Here is a 20,595-nt window from a genome sequence, read left to right as displayed (position 1 = left end):
TCGGTAGTGTCGTGTCGGTATCGGGTGTGCAGCCGTACTGGCCGGCTGCTCTAACGCTCGACGGTTTCGGGAATCGCGCGCGCGTCGGCGAGCCAGATCTCGGGTGAGGCGTCGGCGGGCATCCGCCAGTCGCCGCGCGGCGAGAGCGAGCCGCCGGAGCCGATCTTCGGCGACCCCGGGACACAGTCGCGCTTGAACTGGTTGGCGAAGACGCGCGTCAGAAAGACCAGCAGCCAGCGGCGGATCTCGGCGAGGGTGAACCGTCCGTCGAAGGCGTGCAGCGCCAGGCGCGCGACCCGCCGCGGCGCGAAGCCGAAGCGTAGGAAGTAGTAGAGGAAGAAGTCGTGCAGCTCGTAGGGGCCGACCACGAGCTCCGTGTGCTGCGTGATCTCCTCGCCGGCGGGTGGCAGGAGCTCCGGGCTGATCGGCGTTGCCAGGACGTCACGCAGGAGCGCCGTCGTCTGCGGGTCGTCCGCGAACACCGTGTCGCCCGCCCATCGGATCAGCTCGGAGACCAGCGTCTTCGGCACCCCGGCGTTGATCGCGTAGTGCGACATGTGGTCGCCGCCGTACGTGGACCAGCCGAGCGCCAGCTCGGAGAGGTCGCTCGTGCCGAGATCGATTGCGCTCTCCTCGGAGGCGAGCGTGAAGAGCAGGAACTTCCGCGTCCACGCCTGCACGTTCTCGTAGGTGACGTCGTGGATGCCCGGGTCGTGGCCGACGGCGTCGAACATGCTGCTCGCGATGGTCCGGATGTCGATCTCGCGCGGCGTTGCGTCGAGCGCGGTGATCAGCGCGCGCGCGTTGCCGTGCGTGCGGGCCGACGTGCCGAAGCCCGGCAGCATGACGCCGATCACGTCGGCGCGCGGCCGGCGCAACAGGTCCATCGTACGCACGGCGGCGAGCAGCGCCAGCGTCGAGTCCTGGCCGCCCGAAACACCGAGCACGATGCGCCGGTCGGCCGGCAGCGCGCGGAGCCGCCGCGCCAGCGACGTGCAGAGCATGTCGAAAACGTCGCGGCAGCGCGCGTCACGCGCCGCGGGATCGGATGGTACGAAGGGCCGTGGCGCGACGTCGCGCCGTAAGCGGCGGAACGGCGCCGCCGCGCGCGCGTCGTGGACTGGCTCGGCGGCCACCGTACGGTACGGCGCGCGCTCGCGGTCGGCATTGTGCCCGAACGAGCTCATGCGCAGGCGGTCGGTCGCGAGCGCGGCGAGGTCGACGTCGGCGAGGACCGCGGAGCCGGTCAGCGTGAAGCGCGGTGTCTCGGCCACGATCTCGCCGCGGTCGGCGACGATCCCGTGGCCGTCCCAGGCGAGATCGGCGGTGGACTCCCCGAACCCCGCCGCGCTGTAGAGCTGCACCGCGAGATTCTTCGCCGACGAGAGCCGCACGAGGTCGCGCCGGTACTCGTGCTTCCCTACGGTCAGGTTCGACGCCGAGAGGTTCGCGAGGACGGTCGCGCCGGCAAGGGCCGCGCGCGCGCCTGGCGGGATCGGCACCCAGAGGTCTTCGCAGACGTCGGTGTGCAGCACGAACCCGGGGAGGTGCGGCAGCTCGATCAGCACGTCCGTGCCGAACGGTACGGAGCGCCCGAGCACCTCGAGGTCGCGCGCGGTCGCGTGCGCGGCGGGCTGGAACCAGCGGAGCTCGTAGAACTCGCGGTAGTTGGGCGGATACGCCTTGGGTGCGACCGCCAGCACGCGGCCGCCAGCCAGGGTGACGGCGCAGTTGAAAAGCATGCCGCCGACGGCGAGCGGGAGCCCGACGGACACCACCATGTTCCAGGCCGCCGTATCGGCGGCGATCGCGGCGAGCGCGGCGACGGCGCGCTCCTGCAGGACACTCTGGAAAAAGAGATCGCCGCAGGTGTACGCCGTGAGGCCCAGCTCCGGGCAGACGGCGTAGTGCGCGCCGGCGGCGTGCGCGTCGGTCAGCACGCGGAGATGGGCCGCGGCGTTGAAGTCCGGGTCGCCGACCCGGGTCTCGGGGACGCACACGGCGACGCGCGCGAACCCGTGGTTCCTGACGTCCAAGAACGATTCCGCCGGCATGCGGTCGGGCTCCGAGGATGCAGGTCGCATGTGCGGATCCTGCCCGAGTGCCGGGCCCGGAACCAGCGGTCGCTTTTCGTGGCTACGGCGTTCCCGGGATTCGCGAAGCCCGGGATACGCAAGGAACGGTGCGCGTGGCGCCCCCTCACTTCCCCGCGCGCCGCGGCAGGCGCCGCAGGATCGCGTCCTCGACCGCCGCGCCGAGGGCGGCGTAGTCGCCGTCGAAATGATGGTCGCCGGGGCGGCGCTCGACCGTGCCTGGCGACGTCGACGGGTCGGTGCAGAGCGAGTCCTCGGCGTCCTCGTCGCCGTACACGCACTGGAGCTTGTCGGCGGGAAGGCGGGATGCTTCCGGGGGGATCGGCAGGCCGTCGTCCGCGCCGGCGATCCAGTCGGTGACGTGGATCTCGAACTCGATCGTGCGGCTCGGCGCGAGGAGGCTCACGAGCACCACCCGCTTGCGGAGATCGGCCGGGAGCCGGTTGTAGACGAACGGCAGAATGTCGGCGCCGAAGGAATAGCCGACGAGGGCCGCGCGTGGCTGGCGCCAGAGCGCCAGGTAGGCGCGCAGCATGGCCGCCGCGTCCGTGGCGGTCTCGTCGGGAGTTCGCTGCTCCCAGAAGTAGCTGAGCGCGTCGACGCCGAGGACGGCGAAGCCGCGCGCCGCGAGGTAGCCGCCGACTTGCTTGTCGATGTCGCGCCAGCCGCCGTCGCCGGAGAAGATGACCACGAGCACGCCGTGCGCGCTCACCGGCTTCACCTCGACGACGGGCATGCGCCCGCCCGGGGGCGCCGCGGCCTGTTCGCGAAGCAGCGGCGCCATCACCTCGGCGACGACCGCCGGATACGTCCGGGCGCGCGTCGTCGCGATCGCGGCGCGCTCGTCGTTGCGGTCGTCGATGCCCTGCCGCCACGTGCGGAGCGCGGCCGCCGGCCGCCTGGTGGCGGCGAAGCGCCACGCCGCGCCGACCCGGTACACGCCGAGCCGGCGCCCGCTCCGGATCGGAGTCGCGGCGAGACCGCAGAGCCGCCGCGCGACCGCGAGTACGCGGTCGTCGACGTCGACCCCGACTCCGCCCGCGAGCGCGTGCGCGGGGGACTGCGCGAGCGCGGCATAGGCGAGGAGGCCGCCCGCGCCGCGTCCGATCACCCACGGCGGCCGGTACGCGCCGAGCCCGAGCTCCTGCTCGAGCGCGTGGCTCGTCCATACGAACGCGCCCGGGACGTCGAGGCAGTCGCTCCCTGCGTGGCCGCCGCCGCGGGCCAGGCGCGCCAGATAGACACGCGTGTCGACGAGCGCGACCGCAACGCCGAGGCGGGCGAGATCGGCGGCGGCGGCGCGATCGTCGCCGCCGATGCCGGAGGCGGTCGACAGGAGGAACGCGAGCGCCCGCACCTCGCCGCGCGGCCGCACAAGGTCGTACGGTCCCCATTCGCCGCTGTCGTGCGGCGCGACGGCGGGCCGCCGGCACGCGGCGAGCACGCACACCGCCGCGAGCAGCAGTCCCCGCGACGACCCTCGGCGTCTCGGCATGCGTCAGGTGTACTTGCGAAGCTCGAGCTTGGCGACCATTGCGCGATGCACCTCGTCGGGGCCGTCCGCGAGCCGCAGCACGCGCGCCATGCCCATGAGGCGCGACAGCTCCGGGTCGGCGACGCCTTCGCCGCCGTGGATCTGGATCGCGGCGTCGACGACGGTCTGCAGGACGTTCGGCGCGATCACCTTGATCGCGGAGACGTCGGTGAGCGCGCCGAACGTTCCGTGCTTGTCGAGCGCCCACGCGGCCCGCAGGGTCAGGAGCCGCGCCTGGTCGATCGCCATCCGGCAGTTCGCGATGACGTCACGGTTGCCGCCGAGGTTGGCGAGCGGCTTTCCGAACGCGACCCGCCCGACGGCCCGTCGGCAGAGGCGCTCGAGCGCACGCTCGGCGGCGCCGATCGCCCGCATGCAGTGGTGGATGCGACCCGGTCCGAGCCGGCCTTGCGCGATCTCGAAGCCGCGCCCGGGTCCGGCGATGAAGCTCGCGAGCGGCACGCGCACCTCGTCGAAGACGATCTCGGCGTGGCCGTGCGGCTCGTCGAGGTGGCCGAACACCGGCAGCATGCGGACGATGCGCAGCCCCGGGGTGTCCATCGGCACCAGCACCATCGAGTGCCGCTGGTGGCGCTCCGCGCGCGGGTCCGTGACCCCCATGAAGATCAGGAAGGCGCAGCGCGGGTCGCCGGCGCCGCTCGTCCACCACTTCTGGCCGTTCAGGACGGCCTGGTCGCCGTCGATCGCGCACGTCGCCTTCATGTTGGTCGCGTCGCTCGAAGCGACGGCGGGCTCGGTCATCGCGAAGCCGGATCGGATGCGGCCGTCGAGGAGCGGCGCGAGCCAGCGCTCCTTCTGCTCGGGGCTGCCGTAGCGGACGAGCACTTCGGCGTTCCCCGTGTCGGGCGCGCTGCAGTTGAAGACCTCCGACGCGATGAAGCTCCGCCCCATGATCTCGGCGAGCGGCGCGTAGTCGCGGTTGTCGAGCCCGGCGCCGAACTCGGAGTCGGGCAGGAAGAGGTTCCAGAGCCCGGCCGCCTTCGCCTCGGCCTTGAGCGCCTCCATGACGGCCGGGATGCGCCACTGCCGCCAATCAGGCGAGCCGGAGAGCTCCGCCAGGTAGGCCTCTTCCTTCGGGATGATGCGCTCGCGGACGAAACGGTCGACATGCGCGATGTAGTCGCGCGCGCGTTCGGAGTGCTCGAAGTCCATGGATGCTCCTTTAGACGGCCGACGCCCGCACCTGGGCGTCGAGGCGCTCGACGTCGCGGCGATGACAGAGCTCGGTGCCGGGGTTCATGACGGCCGCGGCGCCGGCCGCGACCGCGAAGCGGGCGGCATCGCGGAGCGAGCGGCCGCGGCAGAGGCCGGCGAGCATGCCCGCGACCATGCTGTCGCCCGCGCCGACGGTGCTTGCGGTCGGGACCGCTGGCGCCGAGAAGCGCTGGCGCTCGTCGGCGGTGACGAGCAAGGCGCCCGCGGAGCCGAGCGACAGCAGCAGCACGCTGCACCATTTGCGCCGGACGACGACCTCGACGGCGCGCGCGATCAGGGCCGACTCGTCCTCCTCGCCGCCCCCGGTGAGGGCGCGAAATTCGCCGAGGCTCGGCTTCAGGAGATAGACCCCCGCCTCGACGGCGCACGCGAGCGCGGGCCCCGAGCTGTCGAGCACGAGCCGGCTGCCGAGGTCGCGCGCCGAGCGGGCGAGCTGCGCGTAGAAGTCGACCGGCACGCCGGGCGGCAGGCTGCCGCTCGCGACGACGAAATCGGGCGCCGGAGAGAGGGCGCGCAGGCGCTCGAGGAAGACCGGCCATTCGTGTGCCGCAAGGGCGGCGCCGGGCATGCAGAAGCGGAACTGCCGGCCGCTCAGCTGCTCGAGCACGTTCACGTTTTCGCGCGTCCACCCCTGCGCGGGGAGCGTCGTGTGGCGGATTCCCTCGGCGTCGAGGAGCCGCTGCAGCAGCTCGCCGCCGGCGCCGCCGGCCGGAAACCACGCCTCGGCCTCGACGCCGAGGCGGTGCGCCGCGCGGGCCACGTTGATGCCGCCGCCGCCGGGCTCGTAGCGCGGCGCTTCGCAGCGGAGCTTCCGATCCGGAACGACGTGCGGCACCGTGGTGCTGACGTCCACGGCGGGGTTCATCGTGAGCGTGAGGATCGTGGGCATCAGCGGCTCGTTCCCGACGCCGGCGGGTCCGTCACTTCCCGTGCGAAGGCCGGGGATGGCGCGGTCGGACGCTGGTCGCCTGCGGACCCTTCTCACCGAGCTCCTCGGCGAAGTGCACGGCGGCGCCGGCCTCGAGCCGGTCGAAGGTGCCGTCCACGACGCTGTTGCGGTGGAAGTAGATCTCGCGACCGTCCGCCGTTTCGATGAACCCGTAGCCGAGATCGCGCAGGAGCCGGCCGATCCGTCCCTCGGCCGCGGGCCCGTCGGGCGCGTAGCGTCGCTCGCGTGTGCGGCGCGTGTGGTCCTGCAGCTGACGCCGCGCCGCTTCGAACGCGTCGCGGATGGCCACGTAGACGTCCTCGTGCGCGTGGTCGGCGTGCGAGCCGTTGCCAATGACGATCTCGCGTCCCGGTACAGTGAGGTCGATGCGGATCGCGTAGAGCCGCCCCTGGTGCTGGTGGCGATGCGGCTGCTCGACGACCACCCGGCAACGCACGATGCGATCGTCGTATTGGCGGAGGGTATCCGCCTCTTCGCGGATGCGGGCTTCGACGGCCTCCGAGGGGGGCACGTCGCGAAAGGTGATCTGCACTGGTTGGTCCATGGCGTTCTCGAAAGCAACCGGCTTGCCAGGCGGCGAGCCGGGACGTGGCGGACCCTTCATGGCGGACACGTCGCGAGATTGGGAAGCGATCGCGCCACCTGCTTCTCAAAGCGGCGAAACAACTCAGGTGCCGGGCGTGCGGTGATCATGTCCCGCGGGTCGCGCCGCGAGCTCCGCGAGCCGCGCGTCGACCGCCCCCGGCGCGCACCATGCCTTGTCGGCCGCCAGCGCCTCGAAAGCGCCAAGCCAGCACTCCCAGTAGCGGTACGCTCCGGCGTGCGGATGGGCGGCGCGCTCGGCCGCGGCGATGGTCGCGATCAAGCGGTCACGGAACTCGTCCCACGCGAACGCGCCGCGCTCGTAGAGAGTCATCGTCATGCCGAAGACGCGGCTTTCCCAGAGCGCCTCGAAGACGAGCTCGCCGTTCCGGCGCGGCGGCGACAGGGGGCCGTCCCAGTCGAGGACCTGCGCGCGACCGTCGGAGGTCATGTCGGCTTCCCTGGCGCCGGGTCGTCCACCGCGACGGACGGGCGGGCCACGCCGATCAGGGTGTCGCGCGTCACGAGGCGTCGCAGGTCCTCCTCGCTCCAGCCCACGGTCCCGGCGGGTCGCATCGGCAGCACCAGATAGCGGACCTCGGCGCTCGAGTCCGAGACCCGCACGGCGACCTCGGGCGGGAGATCGAGGCCCATCTCGCGCAGCACCGCGCGCGGCTCGCGTACGACGCGCGAGCGATACGGCGGGCTCTTGTACCAGGTGGGCGGCAGGCCGAGCAGCGAGGACGGGTAGCAGGAGCAGAGCGTGCACACGACGACGTGGTGCAGATCGGGCGCATCTTCGAGCACCACGATCGGCGTCTTGTCCGGCCCCGTCGGGAGACCGAGCTCCTCGATCGCGGCCCACGGGTCGGCGAGGAGGCGGATCTTGAAGGCCGGATCGGTCCAGGCCCGGGCCACGAGCTTCGCGCCGTTCAGCGGACCGATGTCCTGCTCGAAGCGCGTCACGATCGCGTCGACGACGTCGGGCTGGACGAGGCCGCGCTCGACGAGGAGCGACTCGAGCGCCTCGGCGCGGAGCGCGTTTCGCCGCGCGATCGGATCGGCGCCGTGCTCGTGGTCGTCGTGGTGGTGCCGATCGCTCATGGGACGGGCTCCAGGTATGGTTCGAACAGGTCGACGTGGACCGACGTCGCCGGCTCGGCGGCATCGCCCCAGAGCTCGCGGCCGTCGAAGCGTACCGTATAGAGGTGCTGCGGATCCTCGCCGCGTCCGTGCGCGTTCGCGTCGGGGAAGACGTAGGCCGGGCCCGCCACCACGACGGTCCCGACGCGACCCGCGACGTAGCGGGGGAGGCGCGTGTGCCCCGGCGAGCTCGTCACGCGTGCCCGCACCCGATCGCCGCCGGCGAAGCGCGCCGGGCGCGCGAGGTCGCGCTCGAAGCCGGGAGCGATCGCGGCCGGCGGGGCCGGGGCCGCCGCCGGCGGGGCGCTCGTGCGGCTCGCGACGCGCGCGTCGACCTCGTCCGACGCGAGCACGCCGCGCTCGATCAGCAGGCGCTCGAGCGCCGCGCGCCAGCGGCCGTAGTAGCCGAGGGTCAGGTAGTCGACCGGCGGGATGCGCTCGATGCCGTGGCGGAACGCGTCGATGGTGATCCAGCCGAAGCCCACCACCTGGTAGGCCATGCCGAGCACCCGGCGCTCGAAGGCGGCGTGGAAGACCGGCTCGTCGGCCTCCACCTCGACGCGGCCGAAGCCGTGCATGCCGCCCAGGTCGTGGATCCCGTGCACCCGCGCTCCTCCTCGCGGTCTCGTTCTAGCCGCGCGCCCCGGGCGAGCACAACGCCGGCCGGTCCGCGTACGCTCCGCGGCATCGGCGAGCGGGCTGCCTGCCGCGGCCCGGCCGGGGGCACCGCGCAGCCGCGCTGGCGGGCGCCGCGGCGCAGATTTTTTCTTGACAGGGGCGGGCCGGCCGCCGTCTAATGCCGCGATCTTGCGGTCGCGGCACTTCGGCCGCGCGTGCCGTCCGTACGTACAGACCGTCGCACCCGTACATCCAGGAGGATCCCCGATGCACCATCGCCGCCGCCCGTCGTTCCTCGTCGCCTTCGCGTTTACGCTCGCATGGCCGCTGCTGACCGTCGGTCGCGTCTGTGCCGATCCGGTGACCGATCTGCCGATCGCGCAGACGCTGACGTTCGGTCAGCTGAGCGCTCCCGTCGACGTGGTGCGCGACGCCAAGGGCATCCCGCACATCTACGCCTCGACGCAGAACGACGCCGCGTTTGCGCTCGGCAACATCCATGCGCGCGAGCGCATGTTCCAGATGGACGTCTTCCGGCGCGTGCCGAGCGGCACCGTCTCCGAGCTCCTCGGCTTCCCCGACTTCAAGACGGGTCCGACGCTGCTCCAGGCGCAGGACCCGCCGTTTCCCGGGAACATCAGCAACGTGACCCAGGACTTGTTCTTCCAGTCGCTCGGGTTCCGCCAGGCGGCGATCGACTCGTTCAACGCGCTGTCGCCCGCCGTGCAGAGCCTCCTCCAGGCCTATGCCGACGGCGTCAACGAGTACATCAACCGGGTGAACACGACCGGCAACCTGCCGGCCGAGTACGTGAGCCTGAGCATCTCCTCCATCGCCCCGTGGTCGCCGATCGACTCGGTCGCGTTCGGCAAGCTCCAGGCCTTCCAGCTCTCGTTCGACTTCGAGGACGGCCCGACGGGCGACCTCGCCGACGTCACCGACGCGCTCGGCGTGCCGACCGGCACGACCGCGTTCGCCCAGGATCTCGCCCGTGTGCAGCCCGCGGCGAACGCTTTCACGGTGCCCGACGCGAGCAACGCGCCGATCCCCTTGACGAGCCTCGCGCCCGCGCCGGCGACCATGCTCGCCGATGCCAAGGCGGCCGCCAAGAGCGAGGTCGTGACGCACGACGGCGTGAAGGACGCCGCCCGCGCCGCCAAGTCTCCAGCCGGGACCGAGACCGCGAAGGCCGCGATCAAGGACGGCAACGGCAGGGGCCGGAAGCTCAGCAAGGACCAGCAGCGTGCGATCGCCGCCGCCCGCAAGGAGACCGTGCGGCAGGCGCGCGAGTACATCGCGAAGCTCATGGATCAGCCGGTCATGCGCGAGATCCGCGCGCGCGGCACGGTCGGGTCGAATCAGTGGGCGGTCGACGGGTCGGTGACCGACACCGGCAACCCGATCTACGCGAACGATCCGCATCTCGGCCTCGGGAGCCCCGCGACCTTCTACGAGCTGCACGTGAACACCAAGGACCGGGGCGGCGACATGAACGTCACCGGCATCGGCTTCGCCGGCGCGCCCGGCGTCGTGCAGGGGCACAACGAGAGCATCGCGTGGGGCTCCACCACGAATCCCGCCGACGTCACCGACTGGTTCCTCGAGGACATGTCGACCGACGCGTCCGGGACGCTCTTCAGCCACTACCAGGGCAACCCCGAGGCCGTCGTGCAGTCGCCGATCCAGGTGAAGGTGAACATGGAGAACGGCAACGAGGCGGTCGGCGGGCTCGAGCGCAACGTGATCGCGTTCGCGTCGTCGGTGCCGCTCAGCACCGTAAAGGGTATCTTCGACGCCACCAAGCTCCTCGCGAACTTCGTGCCGCCGCGCCGCATGGTGGTCACCCGCCACGGCGCGATCTTCCCGCAGACGCTCACCATCCCGCACACCTCGGCGCCCGGCAATCCCTTCCAGGCGAACCAGGTCGGGAGCGCGCTCACGGTGAAGTTCACGGGTACCTACGCGACCCGCGAGCTCGATACCTTCTACATCTGGAACACCGCGACCGATCTCGCGACCTTCAAGCAGGGCCTCCAGTTCTTCGACTTCGGCTCGCAGAACTGGGGCTACGCCGACGTCGCCGGCAACATCGCGTACTTCTCGAGCGGCGAGTTCCCCATCCGTGAAGACCTCGACGCCGGTACGCTGCACGGCGGCCCGCCGTACCTGGTTCGCGACGGTACGACCGGCAACGAGTGGAAGGCGCTCGGCGGGCCGCAACCGGCCGACCAGGCGGTGCCGTACGAGATCGTGCCGTTCGCCGGGATGCCGCAGATCGAGAACCCGCCGGCGCACTGGTGGGTGAACGCCAACAACGATCCGATCGGCAACACGGCCGACAACGACGCGCTGAACGAGGCGCTCGCCGGCACCGGCCCCTACCTGAGCCCCGGCTACGACGAGTTTCGCGCCGCGCGCATCACCGAGCTGATCCGCAGCGAGCTGAACCTCATCCCGACGCCGCCCGGCACGCCTGCCGGCGACGGCGTGATCTCGATGGCCGACATGGAGCGCATGCAGGCCGACGTGAACCAGATGGAAGGCAAGCGGCTCGCGCCGTACTTCGTCGACGCCGTGGACCACGCGGGTCTCGGCGGCGCGCCGCCGGAGCTCGCGGGTCTCTTGAATCCGACGATACTCGACGCGCGCAACCGACTCGCCGGCTGGACGTACAACGCGCCGGCCGGCTTCGACACGCCCGGCGACCCCGGCGCGCCGACGCCGCAGGAGCTCGTCGATAGCGTGGCGACGACGATCTACAACGTCGCCGTGGGCCGCCTCATGGACCGCACGTTCGACGCGCGCCTCGCGGCGGCCGGCATCGGCTACCGCCAGGGCGTGACCGAGGGCGTCCGCGGCCTCATCCGGTTGCTCACACGCGTGCCGTTCACGGGCGTCGGCGCCTCCGGCCTGAACTTCTTCGACGACACGGGCGTGGCGCTCTCGGCCGAGGAGGAGCGCGACATCATCCTGGTGAAGAGCCTCCAGGACGCGCTGAACCTGCTCGCCGGCGCGGGTTTCGCGCCCGCATTCGCGAGTTCGACGAACGTCGACGACTACCTCTGGGGCAAGGTCCACTACGTCGTCTTCAACAGCTTCATCGACGGCGACATGAACGGCACGCTCGTCCCGGGCGGCGGCGCCTACAGCATCCCGCCGCAGCCGGCGGTCGGGTTCCCGCCGGGCATGCCCGCCGACGGCGCGCGCTTCACGGTGGACGTGGCGAATTACGGGCTGCGTCCCACCTCGGCCACGAGCCTGGCGTTCGGCAGCGGCGCCAATCGCCGGAGCGTGGTCGAGATGGCGAGCGGCGCCATCTCGGCGAAGAACGTGATTCCCGGCGGCGAGGACGGGGTGGTCGGCCGGCCGCACTACGGCGACCAGGTGAATCTCTGGCTCGGCAACGGCTACCACGACACGTACCTGTACACGGCGGACGTGGTGGCGAACGCGGCGTCGCGCGAAACGTATCCGTCGTTCCCGGGCTGCACCGAGGCCGGGCCCGGGCGCTGCGCGCCGGGCGGCGGGAGCCCGACCACCGATTGCGCCACCGAGTTCTTCGTCGACGCGCCGCTGACCGAGAAGGCCCTCAAGCAGAACAGCTTCGTCATCAACGACGGCGGCGGCTCGGACTTCGACGGCGCGGCGAACGGCACCTGCGTCGCGCACGTCATGATCTGCCTGAACAACAACGATCCGCGCCTCCAGGGGAGCGCCTGCTTCCCGAACGACGTGAAGCGCATCACGATCAAGTCCCCGAAGCCCGACAGCAAGAAGGCGGTCGACGGAAAGATCGGGCGCGACCTGAGCACGCTCCTCCGCTCGCTCGGCCCGCACAACGTGCTCGGGAGCCACATCAACACGATCCAGTACAACACCGCGATCACGACCCAGGACCGTTGCGTGACCGCGTATGTGTCGATTCCGATCCGCAACGGCCGGCTGACCCGCCAGGTGATCCGTCTCCGCACCGAGGACAGCAACGGCAAGGCGGACGTCGATTCGCTGAAGATCGCCTGCAACCCCTGAGAAGACGCGCGGGCCGGGCGTGCTGCGGCACGTCCGGCCCGCGCAGACCGTATGGCGCCGGTGAATTGCTTCCCGGCGTATTTCCCGATACCACCAGCGACCGTCGGCTCCCCGCGGACTGCTGCTCTTGCCGGTTACCGGTTGCTCGTGACACCTGATCCATCCTCCAGCTCCACGACGGGGCCTCGTCTGCACCGCGTCGCGTGTGCCGCAGCGGTGCTGCTCGTGCTCGTCGCGGGCGTCGGTCCGGCCGCAGCGGCCCGCGCCGTCGATCCGCGGATCGCGGCGGCGGCGCGGTGCCAGAAGGCGCTGGCCTCGGCCGCCGATCGCTACGCCGGGGCCCGCGACCGCGACGCGGGAAAGTGTGTCGGCGGGCTCGTGCGCTGCCTCATGGGGCGACCGGGCGACACCGGCTGCACCTTCCGCGCCTCGGCGACCTGCGGGAAGTCGTTCGAGAAGCAGGCGGCGCTCCTGGCGGCGCTGCGCGCGAACGTCCGCAAACGCTGCGACGCCGGGAGCCTCCTCCCGATCGACGGAGTCGGGTTCGAGGGGGTCGTCGACCGCTGCGCCGTTGCGCCGAACCCGCTCGTCGACGACGTCGACAACGCGATCGCGTGCCTGGCCGACGCTCAGGTCTGCGCGGGGGCGCGGACGATCGCCGCCTCCGTGCCGCGGACGGCCGCGCTGCTGGCGGCGTCGGGGGCGCTCTCGTCGCTGCCGGTCGGGTCGAGCTGCCTGCCGGACTGGGCGACCTTGCGGCAAAGCACGAGCGAGGCGGCGGGTCGGCTGGCGGCCCCGTGCACGGCCGCGATGCTGAAAGACGGTGCGCGCGACCAGGATGCGTGGCGCGGCGCGTACGGCAAGTGTCTCGGCGCGCTCTTCGCTTGCGGTGACCCGTCGGGCGGCGACGAGACGTGTTGGGCGCGTGCGGCAACGACGTGCGCCGCCGCCTTCCGCAAGGGGCCCGTCGTGGATTCGGCGGCGGCCGCCGTCGCCGGCGCGTGCGTCGAGGCCAAGGTGCCGTTCGCGGCGCTGGCGAGCGCCGACGGCGCCAATGCCGCGGCGCTCGGATCCCTCTGCGCGACCGTCGGAATCGCGCCGCTCGATGACGCGGGGGATTGGCGTGCCTGCCTCGCGCGCACGGCCGGCTGCGACGTCGCGGAGACGACGACCTTCGTGTACCCGCGCGCCGACGCGCTGCTCGCGCGCATCGGCCGCTCGCGGTTCCCGGCGTTCTGCCCGGGCTTCGTCCCGGTGCCGACCCGGACGCCGACGCCGACGGCGACCCCCACGCGCACCGTGACGCCGTCCGCGACGCCGACGGCCACCCCGACCCGCACGCCGACGCGGACCGCGACGCCGACGGCCACCCCGACCCGCACGCCGACGCGGACCGCGACGCCGACGCGGACCGCCACCCGCACGGCGACGCCGGGCAACGACGTCACGCCGACCCCCGTCCCGACCTTCACCCCGACCGGGGCGTGCGACGCCGATCCCGCGCCGCACGGGCTCGCCGGGCGGCCGGCGGCAACGACGTGTCGGCTCGACGGTTCGCCGGAACAGTTTCCGACGCTGGAGGTGGAGCGCGTGTTCGCCGGCCTCAGCTTCAGCGCGCCGGTGCAGATCACCTACGCTCCCGACGGCGGCGATCGCCTCTTCGTGGTGGAGCAGACCGGACGCGTCAAGGTGTTCGCGAACGACGACAGCGTCGCCACGGCGAAGACCTTCCTCGACCTGAGCACCATCGTCGCCTACGCCAACGGCGAGGAGGGGCTCCTCAGTCTGGCCTTCCACCCCGCGTACGCGGCGAACGGCTACTTCTACGTCTTCTATTCGGCGCAGAGTCCGCGCCGCTCGGTGGTGGCGCGCTACCGGGTGAGCGCCGATCCCGACGTCGCCGATCCGGCAAGCGCGCAGATCGTGCTCACCGTCGCCCAGCCGTACGAGAACCACAAGGGCGGTCATCTCGGCTTCGGACCCGACGGCATGCTCTACGTGCCGCTCGGCGACGGCGGCAGCGCGGGCGACCCGAACGACTACGCGCAGAACGAGAACGACCTCCGCGGCAAGATCCTCCGCCTCGACGTCGACCGCACCGACCCCGGGCTCGCCTACGCGGTCCCGGCGGACAATCCGTTCGTCGGCGTCGCGGGCGCCCGCGGGGAGATCTGGGCGCTCGGGCTGCGGAACCCCTGGCGCATGACGTTCGATCGGCTGGCGCACACGCTCTGGGTCGGCGACGTCGGGCAGTACGCCTGGGAGGAGATCGACGTCATCGAGCGCGGCGCCAACTACGGGTGGCGCAAGATGGAGGGCGCGGCCTGCTACAACCCGCTGTCGAGCTGCCAGGATCCCGGGTTCACGTACCCGCTCGCGGCCTACGATCATAGCAACGGAGCGTGCGCCGTCATCGGCGGGGTCGTCTACCGGGGCACGGCGCTCCCCGAGCTCTACGGGGCCTACGTCTTCGCCGACTACTGCAACGGGAAGATCTCGGCGCTCCGGTGGGACGGCAGCACGCCCACGGTGCGGCCGCTCGCGAGCTCCGGGTTCGGCATCTCGAGCTTCGGGGAGGATCGCGACGGCGAGCTCTACCTGACGAACGTGACCAACGGGCAGATCCTGCGCCTGCGCCGCCCGAGCGGGGCGCCGCCGGCCGGCGATTTTCCGCTCACGCTCTCCGCGACCGGCTGCTTCGACGATCTCGCGACCCGCCATCCCGCGCCGGGGCTGATCCCGTACGACGTGCAGTCGCCGCTCTGGTCGGACGGAGCGGGCAAGCGCCGCTTCCTCGTGCTGCCCGAGAACGGCACGATCGGCTACACGGCGATCGGCGGCTGGAGTCTGCCGGTCGGGACGATCCTCGTGAAGGAGTTCGACCTCGAGCTGGAGCGCGGCAATCCCGCCTCGACGCGCGCGCTCGAGACGCGTTTCCTGGTGCGGCGGGCGAGCGGCTGGGACGGGTACACCTACCGGTGGAACGACGCGCAGACCGAGGCCCATCTCCTCGACGCCGCGACCACCACGACGTTCCAGGTGACGGATCCCGCGCAGCCCGGGACGCCGATCGCCCACACGCACTACTTCCCGAGCCGCGGGGACTGCGTGCGCTGCCACAACAGCCCGGCCGGCACCATCGGCCTTCAGACCTCGCAGATGAACCGCGTCCACGACTACGACGGAGTGAGTGACAACCAGCTGCGCGCGTTCGAGTACGTCGGGCTCTTCGGCGGCTGTCTCCCGGCGCGTCCCGCGAGCCTGCCGCGCCTCGCCGACCCGAGCGATCCGAACGCATCCCTCGACGCGCGGGCGCGGAGCTACCTGCACGCGAACTGCAGCCACTGCCACCGTCCCCAGGGGGGCGCGCCGGTGCAGATCAATCTCCTCGCCGAGCCCGATTTCGCCTCGACGCTCGTCTGCGACGCGCTGCCGCAGGCGGGCGACCTCGGCGTCTCCGGCGCGCGCATCGTGCGGCCGGGCCACCCCGAGCAATCGGTGCTCTGGCTGCGCGCGGCGTTGCGGGGCCAGACGCAGATGCCGCCGCTCGCGACCCTGATCGAGCATCCGGACGGCACCGCGCTCCTCGCGGACTGGATCACGAGCCTCGGCGGCTGTCCGTAGCCCCGCCGGGCCGATTCCGAAGGAGCCCTCCTAGTGCACGGCGTTCGGGGCGGCCAGCGTGAACGGCGCGATCTCGGCGTCGAACGCTTCGCCGTCGCAGACCTGCATCTGATAGGTGCCGTGCATCGTGCCGAAGGCGGTGCCGAGCGGGCAGGCGGAGGTGTACTCGAAGGACTGACCGGGCTCGAGAACCGGCTGCTTGCCGACGACACCGGGCCCGCGTACTTCCTCGACCTTGCCGTTGGCGTCGGTGATCACCCAGTGGCGCGTGAGGAGCTGCGTGGCCGCGTCGCCGCCGTTGGTGATGCGGACGCGGTAGGCGAAGAACCACTGGTCCTGGTCGGGCTCGGACTGCTCGGGTACGTAGCTCGATTGGACGAAGACCTCGATGCCGCGAGTGACGGCGCGCGACGAGAACATGGCGACGAGCTTGTCGCACGTCGGCCCCGTGCGCGCCAGCGCGCGAGCGCGCCGCGGCCCGCTACTTGATCGCTTGCGGGTTGATCGGCGAGCCGACGGCGCCGGTGATCGGCAGCGGCGGGGCGACGAAGAGGAACGCGTAGATTCCGTCCGCGGCGCAGTCCTCGGCGAGCGCCTCCAGGGTGAAGATCTCGCCGACGAGCATCCCCATGTTGACGATCGCGACGCAGTGGAGCGGCTGGAAGACGTCGGGAGTCTCGTTGGGGATGACCTCCGTGCCCCAGGTGTCGGTCGCGTACCCGGCGATCTCGTGGGCCGCGAGCCAGTCCGCGCAGGTGAGGCTCAGACCCGGCGCCGGTCCTCCGGCGTAGTCGCCCCAGTCGCCGCGCTCGCGCACTTGGCGCATCTGCCCCGTGCGGATGAGGACGATGTCGCCGCTCTCGATCCGCACCTTCTCCATGGCCGCGGCGGCGTCGAGGTCGGCCGGGTAGATGGCCTCGCCCGGTTCGAGCCAGGGCTTGCCCTTGAGGCGCGGCACGTCGAGCAGCACGCCGCGGCTCACGATCTTGTCCTTGAGGGCCGTGATCGCGTTGGCGCGGGCGCCGCTCGACGTCACCATCTCCGGGCCGCGGTCGTTGTACATCCTGCCGTCGAAGTAGATGTGCGAGAGCGCGTCCCACTGGGTCGCGCACTGGAGCGGCATGGTGACGGCGTCGTCGCAGTAGCGCAGGCCCGGCAGGAAGTCCTGCGCGCCGCTCGCGATGTCGCCGCCGTCCTGCAGCATCGAGTGCAGCGGGTTCACACGCCCGCCGACGCCGGTCTGGGGCCCGTTCGCGTCGAACGGAATGGCGAGGGAGAGCACCTTGCCCTGGCGCACGAGCGCGGCGGCGGCGGCGACCTTCGCCGGGGTGATGAAGTTGACGGTGCCGAGCTCGTCGGTCGCGCCCCAGCGGCCCCAGTTGCGGTGCTTCTTCGCGAGCGCGCGGACGGTCTCGATGTTCATGCCGTCGGTCACGAGTCGTCCGCCCTAGATGAAGTTCAGGAAGGTCAGCTCGAACTTGTAGTATTTGAAGGCGCCGTTCGTGAACGTGACCTCGACGCGCGCGAGGTTCGAGCCGTCGTAGAAGATCCGCGCCCGGCGGACGTCGGGGACGTTCGCGTCCTCGGTGAGCTCGAAGGTGATCGAGCCGCCGAGCGGGAACCCGATCGCGGGCACCTGCAGATTGCTCACCACGAGCAGGAAGTCGCTCGTATCGAAGCGCTCGAAGGACGGCGACGCGTCGAGCCGCCCGCTGTATTTCACGCCCCCTTCGATGTTGACGCCGAGCAGCGCCGTGCCGTCGGTGCCGTCGAAGGTGACCGTGTCGTCGTTGCGCGCCTCGGCGACCTCGATCGAGAGGATCGGGTCGTCGTTCGCGTTCTCGACGTCGCCGTTCACGATGGCATTGTCGAAGTAGCAATCACTGAAGCTGTTGTCCTGCTGGCCGTCGGTGACGAAGATCTCGTACAGGCCGTCCTCGCCGTTGTCGCAGGTGAAGGAGTTGTCGATGCTCTCCTCGCGATGGGCCACGATCGTCGGCAGCACGTTCGAGATCAGCGGCTGGGTGAACTGGATCAGATACGAGAGTTGCTGGCTGATGCGGCCGTCGTCCGGGATGCAGTTCTCGGTGATCGAGAGGCCGGCGGCTTTGCGCAGGACCACCACCCCGTCGGTGACGGTGACGGCGCCGCTCACGTCGACGTCGCAGATGGCGTCGGTGCAGTCGCTCGAGAGCCCGGCGGCGGCGCGGAGCACCTGCACGCCGTCGGTGACCGAGACGACGTCGTTGTCGTCGACGTCGCCGCAGACCTTGAAGACCTGGGCATCGGCGACGCGCGGGATCCATGCCAGGGCGAGGGCCAGGATCGCGAGATGGATCCGGGCCGAGGCCGTCGAGGGACGCGGGGTGGTGGGTGCCATCGGGTGAAGATCCCCCACGGCCGCGCGCGTAGTCAAGACGGAGAGTCGATCATTCCAAATCCAGTGCGCTTCGCGTAGGAACGCGCCATGCCCGGGGCGACGCCGCTCGTGATCGAAGCCGCCGTCAACGGCGCCACGATGCCCGACGCGCAGCCGCACGTGCCGCGGACGGTGGAGGAGATCGTGGCGGATGCCGTCGCGTGCTTCGAGGCCGGGGCGGCGATCGTGCACCACCACGCCGACGACGGGCTCCTCGTTGGCCGCCATGCGACCGCTCCCTATCGCGACGCCTGGCGCGCGATCTACGCCCGCGTTCCGGACGCGATCCTCTATCCGACGATGGGCGGCGGCGGTCCGCACACGGACGTGCGGGAGCGCTACGCCCACGTCGAGGAGCTCGCCGACCTCGGCCTCTTGCGGCTCGCCATCGTGGATCCCGGGTCGGTGAGCCTCGGGCCGCTCGACGCGGACGGCCTGCCGATGGCGATCGACCTCGTCTACCAGAACACCTTCGCCGACGCGCGCTACATGTTCGACCGGTGCGCGGCGCGCGGGCTCGCGGCCCACGTGTCGATCTTCGAGCCCGGCTTCCTCCGCGTGGCGCTCGCCTACCACGCGCGCGGCCGGCTCCCGCCCGCGAAGATCCAGCTCTATTTCGGAGGCGATGCGCTGCCGTTCGGGCTGCCGCCGACGGCGGCGAGCCTCGATGCCTACCTCGCGATGCTGGCGGGCACGGATCTGCCGTGGATGGTCGGGGTGATCGGCGGCGACGTGAGGGAGGAGCTGGCGTCCCTCGCGATCGCGCGCGGCGGCCACGTGCGGGTCGGGCTCGAGGACCATGCGGGCCCGGAGACGCCGCGAAACGCGGAGCTGGTGCGCGCCGTCGTCGCAATGGCGGAGCGGGCGGGGCGCCGGGTGGCGACACGGGTCGAGGCGGCCGCGCTGCTGCGACTGCCGCCGGTCAGCCGGGGGAGGTGACGATGCGCTCGGTCTGGATTCCGCGTGTCGGCACGCCGGACGTCCTCGAGCTCCGCGACGTTCCCGATCCGCACGCCGGACCGGGCGAGGTGCGGATCCGGGTCGCCGCCTCCGGCGTGAACTTCGCCGACGTGATGGCGCGCATGGGCCTCTATCCCGACGCGCCGAAGCTGCCGTGTGTCGTCGGCTACGAGGTCGCGGGAACCGTCGACGAGGTCGGCGCCGGCGTGAGCGGCCTCGCGGCGGGGGACCGCGTGCTCGCGCCAACGCGCTTCAAGGGCTACACGGAGCTGGTCGTCGTTCCGGAGGCGCAAGCGGCCGCGCTGCCGCCGGGCCTCTCGTTCGAGGAGGGGGCGGCGCTCCCCGTGAACTACCTCACCGCGATCCTGATGCTCGAGGTGCTCGGCAACGTGCGGGCCGGCGACCGGGTGCTGATCCACGGCGCGGGGGGCGGCGTCGGCCTCGCGGCGGTGCAGCTCTGCCGCATCTACGGCGCCGAGATCATCGGCACCGCGTCGCCGGCGAAGCACGCCGCGCTCCGGGCGGCGGGCGTCGCGCACGTGATCGACTACGGCACCCAGGACTTCGTCGCCGAGACGAAGCGCGTGACGGGCGGCAGAGGGGCCGACGTGGTCCTCGACCCGATCGGCGGCGCGCATCTCCGCCGGAGCTACCGCGCGCTCGGTCCGCTCGGCCGGCTCGTCGCGTACGGCGTATCGTCGCTCGCGCCGGCGACGTCGCGCCGCATCCTGCCCGCGCTCTGGCAGCTCGCCCGCATGCCGCGCTTCGGCTTGGTCCGCCTCATGAACGAGAACCGCGGCGTTCTCGGCTTCAACCTCGGCCACCTGTGGGAAGAGCGGGAGCTCCTGCGCACGTATCTGGAGAAGGTCCTCGGCTACGCCAGCGACGGCCGGGTGCGTCCGACCATCGCGAAGGCCTTCCCGCTCGCGGATGCCGCCGCCGCGCACGCGTACCTCCAGGCCCGCGCCAACGTCGGCAAGGTGCTGCTGATTCCCTGAGTCGTCCTATTTCGAGCGCGGGGGGTCGGAGACGAGGAGGGTGCCTTGCGCGACGCAGGCGAGCGTGCCCTCGTTCGTCACCTCGACGCGCACGACGGCGGAGCGCCGCCCCATCGCGAGGACGGTCGCTTCGGCGCGGAGCGCTCCAGCCTTCACGGCGCGCAGGTAGTTCAGCTTGAACTCCGTCGTGGCGGCCCATTGCCCGCGCTGCATGAGCGGGTAGAGCACGCAGCCGAGCGCATGGTCGACGAAGCCCGCCATGACGCCGCCGTGCAGGGTGCCGAGCGGCGTCAGCAGGTCCTGGCGCGCGTCCATGGTGGCGACCAGGCGTCCCGCCGTGAGGGATTCGAAGCGGATGCCGAGGTACCCCGGCAGACCGCCCGGAGCGCCGTGCGTCTGCACCATCGCGT

Annotated in this window: 16 protein-coding genes; 4 read left to right on the top strand and 12 right to left on the bottom strand. The window is 71.7% G+C overall.

Going from position 1 to position 20,595, the window contains the following annotated elements; all coding sequences use genetic code 11:
* Nucleotides 1-50 precede the first annotated feature (50 nt).
* The 8 genes from IT293_08830 to nthB form a co-directional block, all read right to left on the bottom strand.
* Nucleotides 51-2,054: an NAD(+) synthase gene (locus IT293_08830; protein MCC6764753.1), complete on the bottom strand. Its 2,004-nt coding sequence runs from the start codon at nt 2,052-2,054 to the stop codon at nt 51-53.
* Between the two features lie 145 nt (nt 2,055-2,199).
* Complete coding sequence (locus IT293_08825; GenBank protein MCC6764752.1) at nt 2,200-3,588, bottom strand: virulence factor family protein; 1,389 nt, start codon at nt 3,586-3,588, stop codon at nt 2,200-2,202.
* A 3-nt stretch (nt 3,589-3,591) separates the two neighbouring features.
* Nucleotides 3,592-4,800 (bottom strand): acyl-CoA dehydrogenase family protein, encoded by a 1,209-nt coding sequence (locus IT293_08820; protein MCC6764751.1) that lies wholly within the window; start codon nt 4,798-4,800, stop codon nt 3,592-3,594.
* Nucleotides 4,801-4,810: 10 nt separating this feature from the next.
* Complete coding sequence (locus IT293_08815; GenBank protein ID MCC6764750.1) at nt 4,811-5,752, bottom strand: 1-phosphofructokinase family hexose kinase; 942 nt, start codon at nt 5,750-5,752, stop codon at nt 4,811-4,813.
* Between the two features lie 31 nt (nt 5,753-5,783).
* The gene (locus tag IT293_08810; GenBank protein MCC6764749.1) at nt 5,784-6,356 is read right to left on the bottom strand and encodes an HPF/RaiA family ribosome-associated protein; all 573 of its coding nucleotides are present in this window, start codon (nt 6,354-6,356) and stop codon (nt 5,784-5,786) included.
* 123 nt (nt 6,357-6,479) lie between these two features.
* Nucleotides 6,480-6,845, bottom strand: a complete 366-nt coding sequence (locus IT293_08805) for a nitrile hydratase accessory protein (protein MCC6764748.1) — start codon at nt 6,843-6,845, stop codon at nt 6,480-6,482.
* Nucleotides 6,842-7,498: a nitrile hydratase subunit alpha gene (gene nthA / locus IT293_08800; protein ID MCC6764747.1), complete on the bottom strand. Its 657-nt coding sequence runs from the start codon at nt 7,496-7,498 to the stop codon at nt 6,842-6,844. Before nthA ends, IT293_08805 begins: the two co-directional genes overlap by 4 nt.
* On the bottom strand, nt 7,495-8,142 hold the full coding sequence (nthB, locus tag IT293_08795; protein ID MCC6764746.1) for a nitrile hydratase subunit beta: 648 nt from the start codon (nt 8,140-8,142) through the stop codon (nt 7,495-7,497). The genes nthA and nthB overlap by 4 nt, the downstream gene beginning before the upstream one ends.
* A gap of 280 nt (nt 8,143-8,422) precedes the next feature.
* Here nthB and IT293_08790 point away from each other — a divergent pair, with 280 nt between their 5' ends.
* Together IT293_08790 and IT293_08785 are read left to right on the top strand one after the other, a co-directional pair.
* On the top strand, nt 8,423-12,184 hold the full coding sequence (locus IT293_08790) for a penicillin acylase family protein (protein MCC6764745.1): 3,762 nt from the start codon (nt 8,423-8,425) through the stop codon (nt 12,182-12,184).
* 216 nt (nt 12,185-12,400) lie between these two features.
* Nucleotides 12,401-15,808, top strand: a complete 3,408-nt coding sequence (locus IT293_08785; GenBank protein ID MCC6764744.1) for a PQQ-dependent sugar dehydrogenase — start codon at nt 12,401-12,403, stop codon at nt 15,806-15,808.
* 30 nt (nt 15,809-15,838) lie between these two features.
* Here IT293_08785 and apaG read toward each other — a convergent pair whose 3' ends face one another.
* The 3 genes from apaG to IT293_08770 all read right to left on the bottom strand — a co-directional run bounded on the left by apaG (nt 15,839) and on the right by IT293_08770 (nt 18,188).
* The gene (gene apaG / locus IT293_08780; GenBank protein ID MCC6764743.1) at nt 15,839-16,228 is read right to left on the bottom strand and encodes a Co2+/Mg2+ efflux protein ApaG; all 390 of its coding nucleotides are present in this window, start codon (nt 16,226-16,228) and stop codon (nt 15,839-15,841) included.
* 61 nt (nt 16,229-16,289) lie between these two features.
* Entirely contained in the window at nt 16,290-17,231 is a 942-nt protein-coding gene (locus IT293_08775) for a cyclase family protein (protein ID MCC6764742.1), read from the bottom strand.
* A gap of 24 nt (nt 17,232-17,255) precedes the next feature.
* A complete protein-coding gene (locus tag IT293_08770) occupies nt 17,256-18,188 on the bottom strand; it encodes a hypothetical protein (GenBank protein ID MCC6764741.1) in 933 nt (310 codons plus the stop codon).
* An 87-nt stretch (nt 18,189-18,275) separates the two neighbouring features.
* On the opposite strand from IT293_08770, the gene IT293_08765 reads away from it, so the two are divergent.
* Both IT293_08765 and IT293_08760 read left to right on the top strand, forming a co-directional pair.
* A complete protein-coding gene (locus IT293_08765) occupies nt 18,276-19,166 on the top strand; it encodes a 3-keto-5-aminohexanoate cleavage protein (protein ID MCC6764740.1) in 891 nt (296 codons plus the stop codon).
* A gap of 2 nt (nt 19,167-19,168) precedes the next feature.
* Nucleotides 19,169-20,185 carry a zinc-binding dehydrogenase gene (locus IT293_08760; protein MCC6764739.1) on the top strand — a complete coding sequence of 339 codons (1,017 nt, stop codon included), beginning with the start codon at nt 19,169-19,171 and terminating at the stop codon, nt 20,183-20,185.
* A 6-nt stretch (nt 20,186-20,191) separates the two neighbouring features.
* On the opposite strand, the gene IT293_08755 is transcribed toward IT293_08760, so the two are convergent.
* Entirely contained in the window at nt 20,192-20,590 is a 399-nt protein-coding gene (locus IT293_08755) for a PaaI family thioesterase (GenBank protein ID MCC6764738.1), read from the bottom strand.
* Nucleotides 20,591-20,595 lie beyond the last annotated feature (5 nt).

It is taken from the genome of Deltaproteobacteria bacterium (assembly GCA_020848745.1).
Classification (GTDB): Bacteria; Desulfobacterota; Binatia; order UTPRO1; family UTPRO1; genus UTPRO1.
Note: the sequence above shows the minus strand (reverse complement) of the source record. Positions and strands in the feature narration are given on the sequence as shown.